At 64.9% G+C, this 16,055-nt stretch carries 15 protein-coding genes; 6 read left to right on the top strand and 9 right to left on the bottom strand.

The annotated features are described in order from the left end of the window. Positions 1-83 precede the first annotated feature (83 nt). The 4 genes from PSA7680_RS10600 to PSA7680_RS10585 all read right to left on the bottom strand — a co-directional run bounded on the left by PSA7680_RS10600 (position 84) and on the right by PSA7680_RS10585 (position 5,422). Entirely contained in the window at positions 84-704 is a 621-nt protein-coding gene (locus PSA7680_RS10600; RefSeq protein WP_085868681.1) for a hypothetical protein, read from the bottom strand. Between the two features lie 28 nt (positions 705-732). Further along, positions 733-2,946, bottom strand: a complete 2,214-nt coding sequence (locus PSA7680_RS10595) for a glycosyltransferase (protein ID WP_176244120.1) — start codon at positions 2,944-2,946, stop codon at positions 733-735. A gap of 219 nt (positions 2,947-3,165) precedes the next feature. Continuing rightward, positions 3,166-4,095 (bottom strand): class I fructose-bisphosphate aldolase, encoded by a 930-nt coding sequence (locus tag PSA7680_RS10590; RefSeq protein WP_085868679.1) that lies wholly within the window; start codon positions 4,093-4,095, stop codon positions 3,166-3,168. A gap of 148 nt (positions 4,096-4,243) precedes the next feature. Further along, positions 4,244-5,422, bottom strand: coding sequence for a phosphoglycerate kinase (locus PSA7680_RS10585; RefSeq protein WP_085868678.1), 1,179 nt, complete (start codon positions 5,420-5,422; stop codon positions 4,244-4,246). A 162-nt stretch (positions 5,423-5,584) separates the two neighbouring features. Between PSA7680_RS10585 and PSA7680_RS10580 the strand changes: the two genes are divergently transcribed. The 3 genes from PSA7680_RS10580 (at position 5,585) to PSA7680_RS10570 (ending at position 7,744) form a co-directional block, all read left to right on the top strand. After that, on the top strand, positions 5,585-6,091 hold the full coding sequence (locus PSA7680_RS10580) for a peptidylprolyl isomerase (protein WP_085868677.1): 507 nt from the start codon (positions 5,585-5,587) through the stop codon (positions 6,089-6,091). Continuing rightward, the gene (locus PSA7680_RS10575) at positions 6,084-6,635 is read left to right on the top strand and encodes a peptidylprolyl isomerase (protein WP_085868676.1); all 552 of its coding nucleotides are present in this window, start codon (positions 6,084-6,086) and stop codon (positions 6,633-6,635) included. Before PSA7680_RS10580 ends, PSA7680_RS10575 begins: the two co-directional genes overlap by 8 nt. 98 nt (positions 6,636-6,733) lie before the next feature. Further along, positions 6,734-7,744, top strand: a complete 1,011-nt coding sequence (locus PSA7680_RS10570) for a DUF3179 domain-containing protein (protein WP_085868675.1) — start codon at positions 6,734-6,736, stop codon at positions 7,742-7,744. A gap of 216 nt (positions 7,745-7,960) precedes the next feature. On the opposite strand, the gene tyrS is transcribed toward PSA7680_RS10570, so the two are convergent. Further along, positions 7,961-9,211: a tyrosine--tRNA ligase gene (tyrS, locus tag PSA7680_RS10565; protein WP_085868674.1), complete on the bottom strand. Its 1,251-nt coding sequence runs from the start codon at positions 9,209-9,211 to the stop codon at positions 7,961-7,963. 68 nt (positions 9,212-9,279) lie between these two features. Here tyrS and PSA7680_RS10560 point away from each other — a divergent pair, with 68 nt between their 5' ends. Continuing rightward, entirely contained in the window at positions 9,280-10,386 is a 1,107-nt protein-coding gene (locus PSA7680_RS10560) for an anhydro-N-acetylmuramic acid kinase (protein WP_085868673.1), read from the top strand. A 4-nt stretch (positions 10,387-10,390) separates the two neighbouring features. Here the strand turns inward: PSA7680_RS10560 and PSA7680_RS10555 are convergent, their stop codons facing one another. Both PSA7680_RS10555 and PSA7680_RS10550 read right to left on the bottom strand, forming a co-directional pair. Next, positions 10,391-10,975: a cyclase family protein gene (locus tag PSA7680_RS10555; protein WP_085868672.1), complete on the bottom strand. Its 585-nt coding sequence runs from the start codon at positions 10,973-10,975 to the stop codon at positions 10,391-10,393. A 1-nt stretch (position 10,976) separates the two neighbouring features. Further along, the gene (locus tag PSA7680_RS10550) at positions 10,977-11,405 is read right to left on the bottom strand and encodes a cupin domain-containing protein (RefSeq protein WP_085868671.1); all 429 of its coding nucleotides are present in this window, start codon (positions 11,403-11,405) and stop codon (positions 10,977-10,979) included. Between the two features lie 168 nt (positions 11,406-11,573). Here PSA7680_RS10550 and PSA7680_RS10545 point away from each other — a divergent pair, with 168 nt between their 5' ends. Then, entirely contained in the window at positions 11,574-12,569 is a 996-nt protein-coding gene (locus PSA7680_RS10545) for a Hint domain-containing protein (RefSeq protein ID WP_176244119.1), read from the top strand. A 67-nt stretch (positions 12,570-12,636) separates the two neighbouring features. Here PSA7680_RS10545 and eno read toward each other — a convergent pair whose 3' ends face one another. Both eno and PSA7680_RS10535 read right to left on the bottom strand, forming a co-directional pair. Then, positions 12,637-13,911, bottom strand: coding sequence for a phosphopyruvate hydratase (gene eno, locus PSA7680_RS10540; protein WP_085868669.1), 1,275 nt, complete (start codon positions 13,909-13,911; stop codon positions 12,637-12,639). Between the two features lie 203 nt (positions 13,912-14,114). Continuing rightward, complete coding sequence (locus PSA7680_RS10535; RefSeq protein ID WP_085868668.1) at positions 14,115-14,990, bottom strand: DMT family transporter; 876 nt, start codon at positions 14,988-14,990, stop codon at positions 14,115-14,117. Positions 14,991-15,207: 217 nt separating this feature from the next. Between PSA7680_RS10535 and PSA7680_RS10530 the strand changes: the two genes are divergently transcribed. Continuing rightward, entirely contained in the window at positions 15,208-15,990 is a 783-nt protein-coding gene (locus tag PSA7680_RS10530; protein WP_085868667.1) for a hypothetical protein, read from the top strand. Positions 15,991-16,055 lie beyond the last annotated feature (65 nt).

Here is a 16,055-nt window from a genome sequence, read left to right as displayed (position 1 = left end):
ACAGCGGCGAGATCACCGCCCATTCCGCATCGCTCACATCGTGTCTGCCCGTCATGCTCACCTCCGTTTCCGAAAGTGAATCATCACACCGCCAAAAACGGAATCCCGTTTATGAGTTCACGACCTAGAGAGCGGATCTCGTCGCGGCTGATCCGTGCGTAGATGAAGCTTGCGAACTCGTTCAGCCGCACCTCGTCGCGATGGATCGGCTCGTTGAAGGCATCGCCATCGACATGGAACCGCAGCGAGACGGTTTCGGGGATGGAGGCCGAACACTTGATCACCCATTCGAACCAGTCGTAGGCGTCGAAATCGATCTCGCGCAGAGTGAATTCGTATGTCATCCAGGCGTTGTCCTGATCCACCGGGTAGATGGACCACCCGTAGACCGTCTCCGAACCGGCGGGGCGGTGCAGGTCCGACAGTTCGAATGTTTCGATGCGCGCCACCGCGTTGGCGGAGGGAGCGCCGATCTGGAAGAAACCGTCGACCAGCGCGTAGGGGGTGATCTCGATCGGCTCCTCCAGCGGGGCTTTCCCGAAGTCCAGCGGGGGGCCGCTCAGAACCGAAACGACCCCATCTTCGTCAAAGCTCATGGGGGAAGGGACGGAGGAAATCGGCAGTGCGCGGGTCAGGCTTTCCAGTTCGTCGAGCCGGCCGCGGATTTCGGTGATGAGTGAGAGTATCTGGTTCTTTAGGGCCACGTGTCTTCTGCCATTCCTGATGTGTCTGTCATTCCGCGCTGAGCGTCGCGATCCGCGTCAGCCGGGTCTGGAGGCGCTCGGCCCGGGTCTTCTCCCAGATCCAGGCCTCCGTCCTGTGGGCTGCAAAGGCGCGCATGTCTTCAAGGCGATGCTCGGTCTTCAGCTTCTGCGCGATGCTCCAGAAGGTGAAATGCAACTCTTGGCCCCGATCGCCGGGAAGGGCATCGAGCTCGATCTGCACCTGCGGCCAGGGCGTTCGGCGCAGGTATTCCTCGATATACCACAGCCTGTCTTCCAGCCGTGATTGCTCCAGAAGAGACATGTGCCGGTCGTTTCCGGAAATCCGTGCCACGCCAAGGCTGCTTTCGGCATAGGAGATCTCGATCTGTTCGAGCTTCGCCAGCAGCGAAGCCATGCCGCCGCCGCGCACCACTGATGTCGGGCGGCGGCAGTAGTAATACAGGCAGTCCGGTATCTTGCTGAACCGGTTGACGTCCGAGAAGGCGTAGCTGTTGCGCAGCATGTCCTCGGTGATGGTGATGCCCCGCTCGATGGTGTTGTGCTGCGGGTGCCGCCACCAGAGATCGCGCAGGTAGAGCTTGTTCCAGACGACGTTGCGGATCGAGCGGTTGAAGAAGGCGTCGGAGGCCTCGGCCCTGTCCATTTCGCAGGGCGGCAGCGAAGAAAACCGGATCGGTCGGCCATCGACCTCGATCTCTACGGCATTGCATTCCACGATCTCGCTGCCGCGGGCGAAGGCTTCCGCCAGCATGGTGCCGCCGAACGCAGGGTGGAGGTAGTCGTCGCTGTCGACATGGGACAGGAACAACCCCTCCGCAGCTTCGGCGGCCGTGGAGCGGGCGGTATAAAGGCCGCGGTTGCGGGAATGGCGGATCAGCTTGAAACGCGGATCACCGCCTACGGCTTCGCGAAAGGCGTATTCGGTGTCGCCCGGTGAGCCGTCATCCACGACGATGCATTCGAAGCTGTCCATGTCCTGGCTTCTGATACTGTCGAGGCATCGGCCCAGCAGTGCCTCGGTGCCGTGGACCGGGACAAGGTAGCTGACTTTCGGCGGAGTCGTTTCCTGCCCGGCGGCAACTCGTGCCCAGAAATCGGTGAAGGCTGTTTCGCGCGACGGACATATCGTTCCCGGCTTCGTTCCCTGCACCGCCGAAGGCACGCACCCGCCCGCCACTTCGGCGAGAAGCGTGTTCCATTCGGCCGCGATCTTCGTTGGTGCGAAGCGATCCAGCACGTGGGCGCGCGCGGCGAAACCCATGTCGCGGGCGCGCCCACGGTCTCGCAGCAGCAGGTCCAGCCTGTCAGCGAAGGCCTCTACGTCGCCGAAGGGGACGATGAATCCGGTCTCCCCGTCTATCACTTGGTCCGCCATGCCGGGAATGTCGAAAACGACCTGCGGCAGGCAGTGCAGGGCCGCTTCGAGCAGCACCATGGGTTGCCCCTCGATTTCGCTCGTCAGGGCGAATACGGCAGAGCTGTTGTAGTGCTCGGCCACGAGGAGCGAGCGCCCGACGCATTGGATCCGCGACGGTTCGATCCCGAAGCGCTTGCGATAGGCGTTATCGCGAAGGTGATCGTAGGTGCCGATGATGGCAAGCCGGGCCTGCGCGTTTCGTTCCGCAAGCTGCCCGAAGGCCTCGTAGAGAAGGTCCAGTCTCTTGGCTTCCTTGCGGAAGTGGGAAATGTTCAGAACCTTGGCCGAGCCGTGATCGGCCGTTCCGTTGGTGTGGTAGGAAACCGGATTCTGGATCAGGCGGACGTTGGAAAGATGCTTGCCGAACATGTCGAGCGCATCCTGGTTCAGCACGGTCACCGCGGCGAACTTGGCGTAGGCCTCGTAGCGCTTTTCGAAGTGGTCGGCATATTTCGCTTTCCGTTCGCGGTGATGCTGGAACAGCGGATAGAAGTAGCTGTTGTGTTCGGTGATCACGATTTTCCAGCCCTCATCGGCCATTTCCGCCATCAGCTGGATGTGATCGATGTCCCAGTGGAAGTGATCGAGTATCACGTCGGGCGCGATGGATTCGATACTGCGCCGCAGGGGCTCGGGAGCGAAGGCACATTCCACGACGGGAACGCAGACATCGTACTCACGCGCGCCGGCTTCGGAAATCAGGATGGTGCAGTCGTGGTCTTCGGAGAGCAGCTCCGCCAGCTTCACGACGACCCGCTCGGCGCCGCCGGCGCTCAAATTCGGTATGAGAAAAAGCAATCGCACCAGGAAAACCCGTCGTACAGACTCAATAAAAACCCAAACATGCGGAAAGCATCCGCCACGCCGCCAACCGGCATTGCCCAGTTGCAGGGAAACTTGTCGCGCGGGGTCAACAAACCCTGTTTCGACCGCCGATGCAAACTGCAATTGCCCCAAGAAGAAGGGCGCCGAAGCGCCCTTTTCCCGTTTCATTGGCCGGGTGTGTTCCCGGCCGGGACTGGCTCAGGCCTTGCCCTTGTAGATGTCCTGCAGCTTGGCGAGCATCTCGAGCGCCTCCTCGCGGGAGCGCTGGAAGCTGTTGCGGCCGATGATGGAGCCGTTGCCGCCACCGTCGCGGATGGCGCGGGCGTCGTCGAACACGCTGTCGGCCCCCTTCTTGGCGCCGCCGGAGAAGACGATGAGCCGTTTGCCGTTGAAGGAGGATTTCACGCAGTCGGCCACGCGGGCGGCCTGGGTGGAGATGTCGATCTTCTGCTCCTCGTAGACCTTCTTGGCCTCCGGCAGCATCAGGTGATCGGTGGAGAGCTTCACCTTGATGATGTGGGCGCCCAGCAGGGCGGCGATATGGGCGGCGTAGGCGGCCACGTCCACGGCGGTTTCGCCTTCCTTGGTGATCGCCTCGCCGCGCGGGTAGGACCAGATCACCGTCGCCACGCCCTTGGCGGCGGCTTCCCGGCGCATCTCCACCACCTCTTCGAACATGTCGAGCGCGTAGTCGGAGCCGGGGTAGATGGTGAAGCCGATGGCCGCACAGCCCAGGCGCAGGGCGTCGTCCACGGAGGCGGTGATGGCCTGGTTCTTGCCCGCGGTGCCGCTCATCAGCGAGTTGGCGGAGTTGACCTTCAGGATCGTCGGGATCTGGCCGGCGAAGGTGTCGGCCCCGGCTTCCAGCGAGCCCAGCGGCGCGGCGTAGGCGTTGAGCCCGGCGTCGATGGCGAGCTGGTAGTGGTAGTGCGGATCATACCCCGCCGGGTTGGGCGCGAAGGAGCGCGCCGGCCCGTGTTCGAAGCCCTGGTCCACCGGCAGGATGATCATCTTTCCGGTGCCGCCGAGTTTGCCGTGCATCAGGATGGAGCACAGTTTGGCTTTCACACCGGGCGTTTCGCCCTCGTAGTTTGCCAGGATCTTGCTGACCGTACGGGTCGCCTTCATGGGATACGTCCTCTTTCAAAATTGTCTGGGCCAATCTCGTGTCCAAGGCTCTAGAAGGCGTATGCTGCACATGCAATGCTGTTGGCGCTAACATGCGTCATGGTAGCGCCAACAGTTTTATTTCGTTACATAAAATTAGGTTTTGGGCTCAGTTTTCGAGCGCCGCGACCCCGGGCAGGACCTTGCCTTCCATCCACTCCAGGAAGGCGCCGCCGGCGGTGGAGATATAGGTGAAATCCTCCGCCGCCCCGGCCTTGTTGAGCGCCGCGACCGTATCGCCGCCGCCCGCCACGGAGACGAGTTTGCCCGCCTTGGAGAGCGCTGCGGCCCGTGCGGCGGCGGCGTTGGTGGCGGCATCGAAAGGCTCGATCTCGAAGGCGCCGAGCGGGCCGTTCCAGATCAGGGTCTTCGCCGCTTCCAGGGTGGCGGTGATCCTGGCCACGGTTTCGGGGCCGGCATCGAGGATCATCGCATCCGCAGGGCAGGCATCCGCGGGCACGGTCTCATTGGCGGCGTTGGCGGCGAATTCGCGCGCGACCACCACATCCACCGGCAGGATGATCTCGCAGCCGGCGGCCTCGGCCTTGGCGAGGATCTCGCGCGCGGTGTCGGCCATCTCGTGCTCGGCCAAGCTCTTGCCTACATCGATGCCTTGCGCGGCGAGGAAGGTGTTGGCCATGCCGCCGCCGATCACGAGGTGATCGACCTTCGCCACGAGGTTGCCCAGCAGATCGAGCTTGGTGGAGACTTTCGCGCCGCCGACGACGGCCACGACCGGGCGCACCGGGTTGGAGAGCGCCGCCTCCAGCGCCTTCAGCTCGGCCTCCATCAGCCGACCCGCGCAGGAGGGCAGGTGATGGGCGACACCCTCGGTGGAGGCATGGGCGCGGTGGGCGGCGGAGAAGGCATCGTTGCAGTAGACGTCGCCGAGGCTGGCGAGGAACTGGGCCATCTGCGGATCGTTGGCCTCTTCCATCGGGGTGAAACGGGTGTTCTCCACCAGCACGATGGCGTCGGCGGGCAGGGCGTCCAGCGCCTCGCGGCTGGGGCGCTCCACGAAGGTGACGGGCGCGCCGAAGGCGGCTTCGAGCGCGGGCACCAGCGGCGCGAGCGACATCTCGGGCACGAACTGGCCCTTGGGGCGGCCGAAATGGGCCAGCAGCACCGGTTTGCCCCCCTTGGCGCGGATGTCGGCCACGGTGGGCACGATGCGCCGGATGCGGGTGTCGTCGGTCACCACGCCGTTCTCCATCGGCACGTTGATGTCGACGCGCGTCAGAACGGTCTTTCCGGCGAGATCCATATCGTCGAGGGTTTTCCAGGCCATGGGGAAGCTTCCTTTGCGGCAACGGGCAAGACTATGGGCGTTACACACATGATGCGCGGCGTCAGGTCAACCGTGCAAATGGTTTCCCCCTTTTCCTTTCGTCCCCCAAGGCTTAACTAAGGCGCCAACCCATGCGGAACCCGTTAACGACAGGAGCATCAGATGGCCGACATCAAGGATCCCGAAAACACCATCCTCATCGAACTGAAAGGGGGCACCGTCACCATCGAGCTTCTGCCCGATATCGCCCCCAAGCATTGCGAACGCATGAAGGAACTGGCCCGCGCCGGCGCCTATGACAACGTGGCCTTCCACCGCGTGATCGACGGCTTCATGGCCCAGACGGGCGACGTGGCCAACGGCAACATGGAGAAGAACTTCAACCTGCGCATGGCCGGCACCGGCGGCTCCGATCTGCCGGACCTTCCGGCGGAGTTCTCCGGGATCCCGCACGATCGCGGCACGCTGGGCGCGGCCCGCAGCCAGAACCCGAACTCGGCCAACAGCCAGTTCTTCATCAACTTTTCCGACAACCACTTCCTGAACCGCCAGTACACCGTCTACGGGCGCGTGATCGAGGGCATGGAACACGTGGACGCGATCACGCGCGGCGAGCCGCCCGCGAACCCGGACCGCATGATCAGCGTGAAGGTGGCCGCCGATGCGTAAGCTGGCCCTGGCGCTCGGCCTCGCCGCCGCCCTGCCGGGCGCGGCGCTGGCCACCGAGATCGCCCTCACCATCGAAGGCGAGGCCAACGGCACGGTGGTGATCGAGCTTCTGGATGACGTGGCCCCGGCCCATGCCGAGCGCATCGCCGCCCTGGCCGCCGAAGGCGCCTATGACGACGTGGTGTTCCACCGCGTGATCGATGGCTTCATGGCCCAGACCGGCGACGTGCAGCACGGCAAGATCGGCGGCAACATGCGCCGCGCGGGTACCGGCGGCTCCTCCTACCCGGATCTTCCGGCGGAGTTCTCCGACATCCCCTTCGAACGCGGCGTGGTGGGCATGGCGCGCTCCCAGAACCCGAACTCGGCCAACAGCCAGTTCTTCATCATGTTCAAGGACGGGCACTTCCTGAACGGCCAGTACACGGTCGTCGGCCGGGTGACCTCGGGCATGGAGGTGGTTGACCAGATCAAGCGCGGCACCGGCCCCAACGGGGTCGTCGTGGGCCGGCCGGACCGCATCGTGAAGGCCGAGGTGCGCTGAGGCGGCGCGAACTCGCACCGTAAACCCTGCGTGAGCGGGGCTGGGCTTGGGGGCTTCCCTCTGTCAGGCTTGTGCCAGACAGATGAGGGAGGCCCCCAATGCGTTTTCTGGAGCGATTTTCCGTTCAGGCTCTGAGGCGTTTCTGCGCGTCCGTTCTGGCAGGCGGGGCGCTTGCTCTGGCCGCGCCGCCACCGGCCGCCGCCGATCCGACCTTCTGGAAATCGGAATGGCCGAACACGGATTTCAGCCGGACGATCGTGGGCAGCTGGGGTGAGATCATCTCGGGCGGGCCGCCCAAGGATGGCATCCCCGCGCTGTCGGATCCAAGCTTCGTGCGGGTGGCGTCCGAAAGCCGCATCGAGGGGCGGGAGCCCGTCATCACGGTGGAGATCGACGGCCAGGCGCCGCGCGCCTATCCGATCCGCTACCTGACCTGGCACGAGATCGTGAACGACCGGATCGGCGGCGTGCCCGTGGCAGTGACCTTCTGCCCGCTGTGCAATTCGGGCATCGTGTTCGACCGGCGGGTGAACGGGCGGGTCCTGACCTTCGGCGTCTCCGGCAAGCTGCGCAACTCCGACATGATCATGTTTGACCGGGAAACCGAAAGCTGGTGGCAGCAGGCCATCGGCACCGGCATCGTGGGCCGATATACCGGCATGGAACTCACGCAGATCCCGGCCTGGATGGAGAGCTGGGATCAGTTCAGGGCGCGCAACCCGGACGGCCTCGTGATGAACGAGCCGAGCTGGAACCGCTCCTACGGCTCCAACCCCTACCGCGGCTACGACAGTTCGCGCCGCCCGTTCCTCTACTCGGGCGAGATGCCGCCCCACGGCATCCCGCCGCTGGCGCGGGTGGTGCGCGTCGGGGATCGGGCCTGGCCGCTGGCGCGGGTGAGCGAGGCCGGGGAGCTGCGCGAGGCCGGCGTCACGATCAGCTGGCAGTCCGGGCAGGCCTCGGCGCTGGATTCGGGGCGCATCGGCAAGGGCAGGGACGTGGGCTCGATCCGCGTGCGCGACGCGCAGGGGCGCGACGTGGCCCATGACGTGATGTTCGCCTTCGCCTTCCATGCCTTCTGGCCGGACGGGGAATGGATGCTGAACTAAGTCCGCGACGTATCTCCGCGAACTGAAAGAGGCCGGGGGGCAGTCTGCCCCACAGTATGAAAGTGCCGGGGAGCTGTCTGCCCCGCAGTGTAAAAAAGCCGGGGGGCTGTCTGCCCCGCAGAATGAAAGAGCCGGGGGGCTGTCTGCCCCCCGGGCCCCCCGAAGGTATTTGAAGCGAGAGGAAAGGGCCGGCGGGTGGTGCCGGCCGGAGTTGCCTCAGCCGAGGGTGACGAGCGCGTGACGCTTCTTGCCGGCGGAGAGTTTCACCGGCTCGGCGAGGTCCTCCGCCGTCAGGACCAGTGCGGCGCTGGTGAGCGGCGCGTCGTTCATCCTGGCGCCGTTGTCGGCGATCAGGCGCTTGGCCTCCTTGCCCGAGCCGGCCAGGCCGGATTTCACCAGCAGCTGCACGATGGAGATGCCGTCGGCGACCTCAGCCGGGGCGAGCGTGAGCGTGGGCAGATCGTCGCCGACACCGCCTTTCTCGAAGACTTCGCGCGCGGTGGCTTCGGCGGCTGCCGCGGCCTCGGCGCCGTGGCAGAGCGTGGTGACGGCATTGGCCAGCACGATCTTGGCCTCGTTGATCTCGCTGCCGGCAAGGGCGCCGAGGCGCTCGCATTCGGCCACGTCGATCTCGGTGTAGAGCTTCAGGAAGCGGCCCACGTCGGCGTCGTTGGTGTTGCGCCAGAACTGCCAGAACTCATAGGGCGAACGCATCTCGGTATTGAGCCAGACCGCGCCGTCGGCCGTCTTGCCCATCTTCTTGCCGTCCGAGGTGGTCAGCAGCGGCGAGGTCAGCCCGTAGATCTCGTGATCCAGTACGCGGCGGGTCAGATCGATCCCGTTGACGATGTTGCCCCATTGATCGGAGCCGCCCATCTGCAGCAGGCAGCCGTAGCGGCGGTTCAGTTCGAGGAAATCGTAGGCCTGCAGGATCATGTAGTTGAATTCGAGGAAGGAGAGCGACTGCTCCCGGTCGAGCCGCGATTTCACGCTTTCGAAGGAGAGCATCCGGTTGACCGAGAAGTGGCGCCCGATGTCGCGCAGGAATTCGAGGTAGTTGAGCCCGTCCAGCCACTCGGCGTTGTTGAGCATCAGCGCGCCGGTGGGGCTGTCGTCGTAGGAGACGTATTTGGCGAAGACCTGCTTGATGCCCTCGATGTTGGCGTCGATCTGCTCATTGGTCAGCAGGGGGCGCTCGTCGGCGCGGAAGGAGGGATCGCCCACCTTGGTGGTGCCGCCGCCCATCAGGGTGATCGGTTTGTGGCCCGTCTTCTGGAGCCAGCGCAGCATCATGATCTGGATCAGCGAGCCCACGTGCAGCGATTTCGCCGTGGCATCGAAGCCGATATAGGCCGGCACCACGCCTTTGATCAGGGCCTCGTCCAGCCCCTGATAATCGGTGCAGTCGGCCAGGAAGCCGCGCTCGATCATCACGCGCATGAAGTCTGATTTCGGGTGGTAGGTCATCGGTTTTTGATCCATGTTCAAACTAGACAGGGCGCGGTATATCGGGCCGCGTCTGAAAGGGGAAGTGCATGTTGAAAGAGGGGGCCGTCTGGGCCTTGGGTTGCATGTCGGGCACCTCGCTGGACGGGGTGGACGCGGCGCTGCTGAAAACCGACGGCAGACGCATTCTGGAATTCGGTGAGGCGCGCTATCGGCCCTACACCGAGGAGGAGCGCGCGGTGATCGCGCAGGCTCTGGGGCTCTGGCCGGGATTTCCGGAGGTCGAGGCCGCCGCCGAAGTGGTGGAAACGGCCCATGCGGCGCTGCTGTCGGAGTTCGAGGATTGCGACCTGATCGGCTTTCACGGCCAGACGCTGGCCCATGATCCGCGCGGTTACGGCACCCACCAGGCAGGCGACGGGCGGGTGCTGGCCGAGGTGCTGCAGCGCCCGGTGGTGTGGGATTTCCGTACCTCCGACGTGGAGATGGGCGGCGAGGGCGCGCCGCTGGCGCCGTTCTACCATTTCGCCTGCGCGAAGTTCATGGAGGCCGAGGGGCCCGTCGTCTTTCTCAACCTCGGGGGCGTGGGCAACCTGACGTGGGTTGACCCGGCTTTCGAGGCGCCCGAGGAGGAGGGCGCGCTGCTGGCCTTCGATACCGGCCCGGCCAACGCGCCGATCAACGATCTCGTGTTCCAGCGCCGCGGGCTGCCCTTCGACGAAGACGGCGCGCTGGCGGCGCAGGGCGAGGTGGACGAAGACCTCGTCGCCGATTTCCTGGAGGCGGCCTATTTCTACAGGATGCCGCCCAAATCCCTGGACCGGAACGATTTTCCGGACGTCCTGGAGCGCGTCGCCCATCTGGACGACGCCGATGCGGCCGCCACGCTCACCGCGATCTGCGCGGCCTCGGTCGCGCGGGCGATGGAGCATCTGCCCAGCCAGCCCATCGGCGTGCTCGTCACCGGGGGCGGGCGCAAGAACCCGACGCTGATGGCGATGCTCTCGGTGCTTCTGGATGTGCCCGTGCGCCCGGTGGAGGACGCGGGCTTTGACGGCGACATGCTGGAGGCGCAGGCCTTCGCCTTTCTCGCCGTGCGCGTTGCGCGTGGGCTGCCCACGTCCTGCCCCAACACGACCGGCGTGAGCATGGCGATCGGCGGCGGGCAGATCAGCGCGCCGGAAGCCGCCAGGTAGCCCGTCAGTAGCGCAGCAGGACCCGGCAGGGGCTGCCGGTGGTGCCCTGCAACGCCAGCGGCAGGGCGATGATCTCGCCGCGCGGCGGGAAATCCGCCAGCTCCGGCTCGGCCAGATCCTCGACGAGGTAGATGCCGGCCTGCGCGATCCGCTCATGGAAGCGCAGCGGGGCCTCGCCAGGCACGGTGATTTCGCCCGCCATCACCCAGAGCGGCGCTTCCAGCCGGATCAACGCCTCCAGCATCGCCGCCGAAAGCCGCGCGCCGCCGCGGGCGTCCAGCAGCAATATCGGCTCAGCCCGTGCGGGCAGCACCGGGAGCGCCTGCCCGCGCCGCAGGTCGATCCGCGTGTAGGGGCCGAGGAGCGCTTCGGGCGCGAGGGCCTCCAGCGTCGGTCCGCCTTCGGCGAAATGGGCGGGGGCGTCGATATGGGTGCCTGACTGGGTTCCGAGCGCGAGAGCGGATACGGCGAAGCCGCGTTCGGCGATGCCGCACCACGGGGTGATCGCGATGGGCGGATCGCTGTAGCCTTCCTGCCGGTAGGGTTCGGTGGCCGCCGACAGGGGGCGGGTGAGATCGATCACGGGCATGTCAGGCTTCCGGGATGTCGAAGCCGGGGGCGGCGAGTTCGAAGCCCTCGAAGCGGAAAGCGGGCGACACGGTGCAGCCCACCAGCGTCCACGCCCCGGTGCTGCGCGCGGCCTGCCAGTGGCCCTCGGGCACGATCACCTGCGGGCGGGCGCCGGAGGCGAGATCGGGGCCCAGCACATGGGGCCGGGCCGGGCCGGTCTCGCTTTCGGCGATCGAGAGGATGAGCGGCGCGCCGGCGTAGAAATGCCAGATCTCGGCGGCGTCCACCCGGTGCCAGTGGGAGCGTTCCCCCGCCTTCAGCAGGAAGTAGATGCAGGTGCCGGCCGGGCGTGCGCCGCCTTCGGCCTCCGCAATCCACGTCTGGCGATAGTGCCCCCCCTCGAGGTGGGGCGTGAGGCCGAGCTGGGCGATGATCTGGTCCGGGGTCATCTTGCAATTTCCTTGTGCCGCCCCGATATCCAATTTGACACTCCAGATTGACGAAATGGGGCGTGTGGTTCCGATTCACTTGAGATACACTATGCAGCGAAACCTGATTTGGTGCTGCCCAATGTTTGCCGGATGGGGGTCTGGCAGGCGCAGAGCAGGAGGCAGCACGTGCCCGCACGCATAAACGAGCTTTCCTATGACGGGGGAGCGGGAGATTTCGTCGAGATCCGTGTCGAAGCCGGCGCGGACGTGAGTGATCTCGTGCTGGAGGTCTACGGCAAGACAGGCCCGCGCAGCACGCTGGATGCCACCTATGCGGTCGGGAGCGGCAGCTTCACGACGGACGGGACCTATGACTACTACGTGCTTTCCGTTCCTCTGGAAGACGGCCCGCGCGCAGGGATCGCGCTTGCCGATGACGGAGCCGCCATCGGCTCGGTTTTCTGGGGGCCGACGAGCCCGATTTCGGTGCGCGGCGGCAGCCTTGACGGCACCTCGCAGGACAGCATCGGCACGCCGCTGCGCAACAACTCGACCAACTCCCTCGTGCCGGATGAAAACGGCAACTGGATCCTCAACACGCCGACGGTCGGCTCGCAGAATTTCCCGTGTCTCGTCGAGGGCACCCGGATCCTGACACCAAAGGGGGAGGCGCCCATCGAAAGGCTGAGGACGGGCGACCTCGTGGAGACGCTCGACCACGGCGCTCAACCGATCCGCTGGATCGGCTGTTCCGAGGTGTCCGGGCTCGAAGAGATGGCCCCGATCCGAATTGCGCCCGGCGTGCTCGACAATCGCCGCGCGATCGAGGTTTCACCGCAGCACCGTTTCCTGCTTGCCGGATGGAAATGCGAACTCCTGTTCGGGATGGAGGAGGTTCTGACCAGCGCCAAGAGCCTTTTGCACGAAGGGCTGGTGGAGCGCGTGCCGCGCCCGCGCGTGCGCTACTACCATGTTCTTTTCGACCGGCATGAAATCATCTTCGCCGAAGGCAGCGCGACGGAAAGCTTCCATCCGGGCGATTTCATCTTCGATCAGCTTTCGGAGCAAACGCGCGCCGAGATCGTGGCCCTGTTTCCGGAACTGGGAGCCGACGGTGAAGGCTATGGGGAGACGGCCCGGCTCACCCTCAAGGCTTTTGAAGGCCATATCCTGGCCGCGTGAAGCGGTCCTGTCGCGAAAAAAGCCCCGCCGGGTGGCGGGGCTTTCCAAAGGGGGCTTCTGAAGGGGATTACTTCAGGATCGAACGCCCGGCGTAGACGGCGGTTTCGCCCAGCATTTCCTCGATGCGGATCAGCTGGTTGTATTTCGCCAGCCGGTCGGAGCGCGACAGCGAGCCCGTCTTGATCTGGCCGCAGTTGGTGGCCACGGCGAGATCGGCGATGGTGGCGTCTTCGGTTTCGCCGGAGCGGTGGCTCATCACGTTGGTCATGCGGGCGCGGTGGGCCATGTCCACGGCCTTCAGCGTTTCCGACAGCGAGCCGATCTGGTTCACCTTCACCAGCATGGAGTTGGCGCAGCCCTTCTCGATGCCCATGGCGAGGCGGGCCGGGTTGGTGACGAAGAGATCGTCGCCCACCAGCTGGATGCGATCGCCCAGGGTGTCGGTCAGCATCTTCCAGCCGTCCCAGTCATCTTCGGAGCAGCCATCCTCGATCGAGATGATCGGGTAGTCGTTCACCAGCGCTTCCAGATAGGCGACGTTTTCGGCGGAGGTCAGGGATTTCCCTTCGCCCTTGAGTTCGTATTTGCCGTCCTTGAAGTATTCCGTGGCGGCGCAATCCAGCGCGAGGTAGATGTCCTCGCCCGGTTTGTAGCCGGCCTTCTCGATGGCTTTCATCACGAAATCCAGCGCATCGCGGGTGGAGGCGAGGTTCGGCGCGAAGCCGCCTTCATCGCCGATGCCGGTGTTGTGGCCAGCCGCGGAGAGCTCTTTCTTCAGGGTGTGGAAGACTTCCGCGCCCATGCGGATGGCTTCCTTCACGTTCGCTGCCGAGACCGGCATGATCATGAATTCCTGGATGTCGATCGGGTTGTCGGCATGCTCGCCGCCGTTGATGATGTTCATCATCGGCACGGGCAGGGTGCGCGCGGAGGTGCCGCCCACGTAGCGGTAGAGCGGCTGGGCGGTGAAATCGGCGGCGGCCTTGGCCACGGCAAGGGAGACGCCGAGGATGGCGTTGGCGCCGAGGCGGCCCTTGTTCTCGGTGCCGTCCAGTTCGATCATCGCGGCATCGATGGCCTCCTGTTCGGTGGCATCGAAACCCACCAGAGCCTCGGCGATCTCGCCGTTCACGGCGGCCACGGCTTCCAGCACACCCTTGCCGAGGTAGCGGGACTTGTCGCCATCGCGCTTCTCGACGGCCTCGTAGGCGCCGGTGGACGCGCCGGAGGGCACCGCCGCGCGGCCCATGGTGCCGTCTTCGAGGATCACGTCCACTTCCACGGTGGGGTTGCCACGGCTGTCCAGAATTTCACGGCCGATGATGTCGATGATGGTGCTCATGCGCTTATCCTCAAATGGATCGAATTCTGCGCTGTCATAGCAGGGCGGGCGCATTTGTAAATGCGGCCTGTTACCGCTAACACGACTTTCGCGCGAGAGTTATCGCTAACAGGCGAAAAAATAATGACGTTGGGGCAGGTTCGTTTCGGTTCCGTTCGGCCGGCGGCTCGCCGGGCGCTCCTCCGGGCGCTCCTCCGGGCGGTTCACTGGGCGGCCTGTTGGCGCGCCACGCGGGTTTCGCGCAGGAAGGCGTAGAGGCCCGAGCCCACGATCAGCGCGGTGCCGAGCCAGGTGAAGCCGTCCGGGCGCTCCCCGAAAACGGCGATCCCGAGGATCATGGCGAAGACGATGCGGCTGTAGCGGAACGGTGCGATGACGCCCAATGCGCCCGAACGCACCGAGGCGGTGACGGCGAAATACCCGAGAAATGCGAAGAGGATCATGGCGCCCAGCCACAGGCTCGTGGTGCCGTCGGGCCAGGCGGGCGGGCCCTCGAAGGGCAGGATCGCGGCCCCGGTGGGCACCAGCAGCAGAAAGGCGTAGACCGCCATGAGCGGGGTGGGGATGTGATCGGGCGTGGCGCGGGTGGCCAGATCGCGGATCGACAGCGCCACGACGCCCGCCACTGCAAAGAGCGAGGCCGCCTCGAAGCCCGAAAGCCCGGGTCGGATCACGATGAGCATCCCCAGGAAACCGAGGCCGATGGCGAACCAGCGGCGCGGGCCCACGGGCTCGTGCAGGAACAGCGCCGCCCCCATGGTGATGATCAGCGGGCTCGCCTGCATGATGGCCGAGGTGGTGGAGAGATCGGTGAGCGCGAATGCGGTGACGAAACTCGCCCCGCCCACGGCCTCGGAGAGGTTCCGGGTCAGGATCATCGGGTGGAAGAACGCCTTGGAAGCCATTGGAATGCGGCGATAAAGGCAGAGCGTGGCAAACAGCGCAGCCCCGCCCGCACCCATCACCATCAGGATCTGTCCCGAGGGCAGCGTGGCCGTGGCCAGCTTGATGAACATATCGGCCAGCGCAAAGCCCGCCATGGCCGCGATCATCAAAAGGATTCCACGCAGGTTCTGCATCAGGGGCTCACGCTTGTTGGGCAACGCCCCTGCTTAGGCGCGCAGCCCGACCGGCACAAGCCCGCTTTGCTGTGCGACCGGAAGCGGGAGCGGTGGCGGCGTTTGCCCGGGTCCATGTCCTGCTGCTTTCCCTGCGACACCCTGTGTCTTTCAAGGCGTTGACCGAATGCGGAAAACCACTCTAGGTTGTGGGTAACCACGATGAAATGTGTGGATTATGAACAATTTATACACGCTCACCAGCGCCATTCTGTCGGCGGTCCTCTCCGTCACGCCTGCGCTGTCAGACACCCAAGACATCAGGCCCGTCTGTAAGGACGGGACGCTGTTTCTCGTCCCGAAGTCTGCGCATTTCGGCTACCGCCCCCGCGACGCAGAGAGAGGGCCTGTGGAGCCCGAGTATCTGGATGAAGCACGTCTTCCGGAAGACTGGCCCTACGACGGTCCCCCACAGATCGTGACGAACCTGCATTTCGCCGGATTTAGCTGGCCCAAGAGCCTTCCAGGCATCTTGGAGGCCTTTGCAGGGGAAAAGCAAGAATACTCCATTTACGATTTAATCATCTACGAGAGTTACCTCCCAAAAGGGGACGCACCTCTAATGCTGAGCGGATGGGAGGATGCCAAACCTAGCGCTGACTATGAAGGCTTTGATGCCATGCGAGGTCATGAGGGCAAAGACGGTGTCCGTAAGAGTTTGCTTTCGACAGATATCACCTTCTTCGAACGGCCCTTCAGCGTGGTCTGCCTGCGCGGACCAAGTCGTTCAAGTAAAGATCCGAACGCTCACTGGTGCCAATTTCAGGGAGCGTTGCCCGACGGCTCCCGTGTGCGCGCCCTCTTTTATATCGCCAACGACCTCCCCGGCGGCTGGCCTCCTTTGGACAACGCTCATGAAACCTGGCGCGCTCCCATTCAGGAGCTCGAAGGCGCCATCACCAACATCATCGATCAAAGTGGACTTGGAGAGCAGGCGTGCGCCAGCACGCAAAGGCGGTGAGGGCCTGCGTCGATTTTAAGGGGGGTGATGGTAGCGGAGGAGGGACTTGAACCCCCGACACGCGG

Origin of the sequence: Pseudoruegeria aquimaris, from assembly GCF_900172235.1 — a bacterium.
Lineage (GTDB): Bacteria > Pseudomonadota > Alphaproteobacteria > Rhodobacterales > Rhodobacteraceae > Pseudoruegeria > Pseudoruegeria aquimaris.
This window is presented reverse-complemented; position numbering and strand designations above follow the sequence as displayed.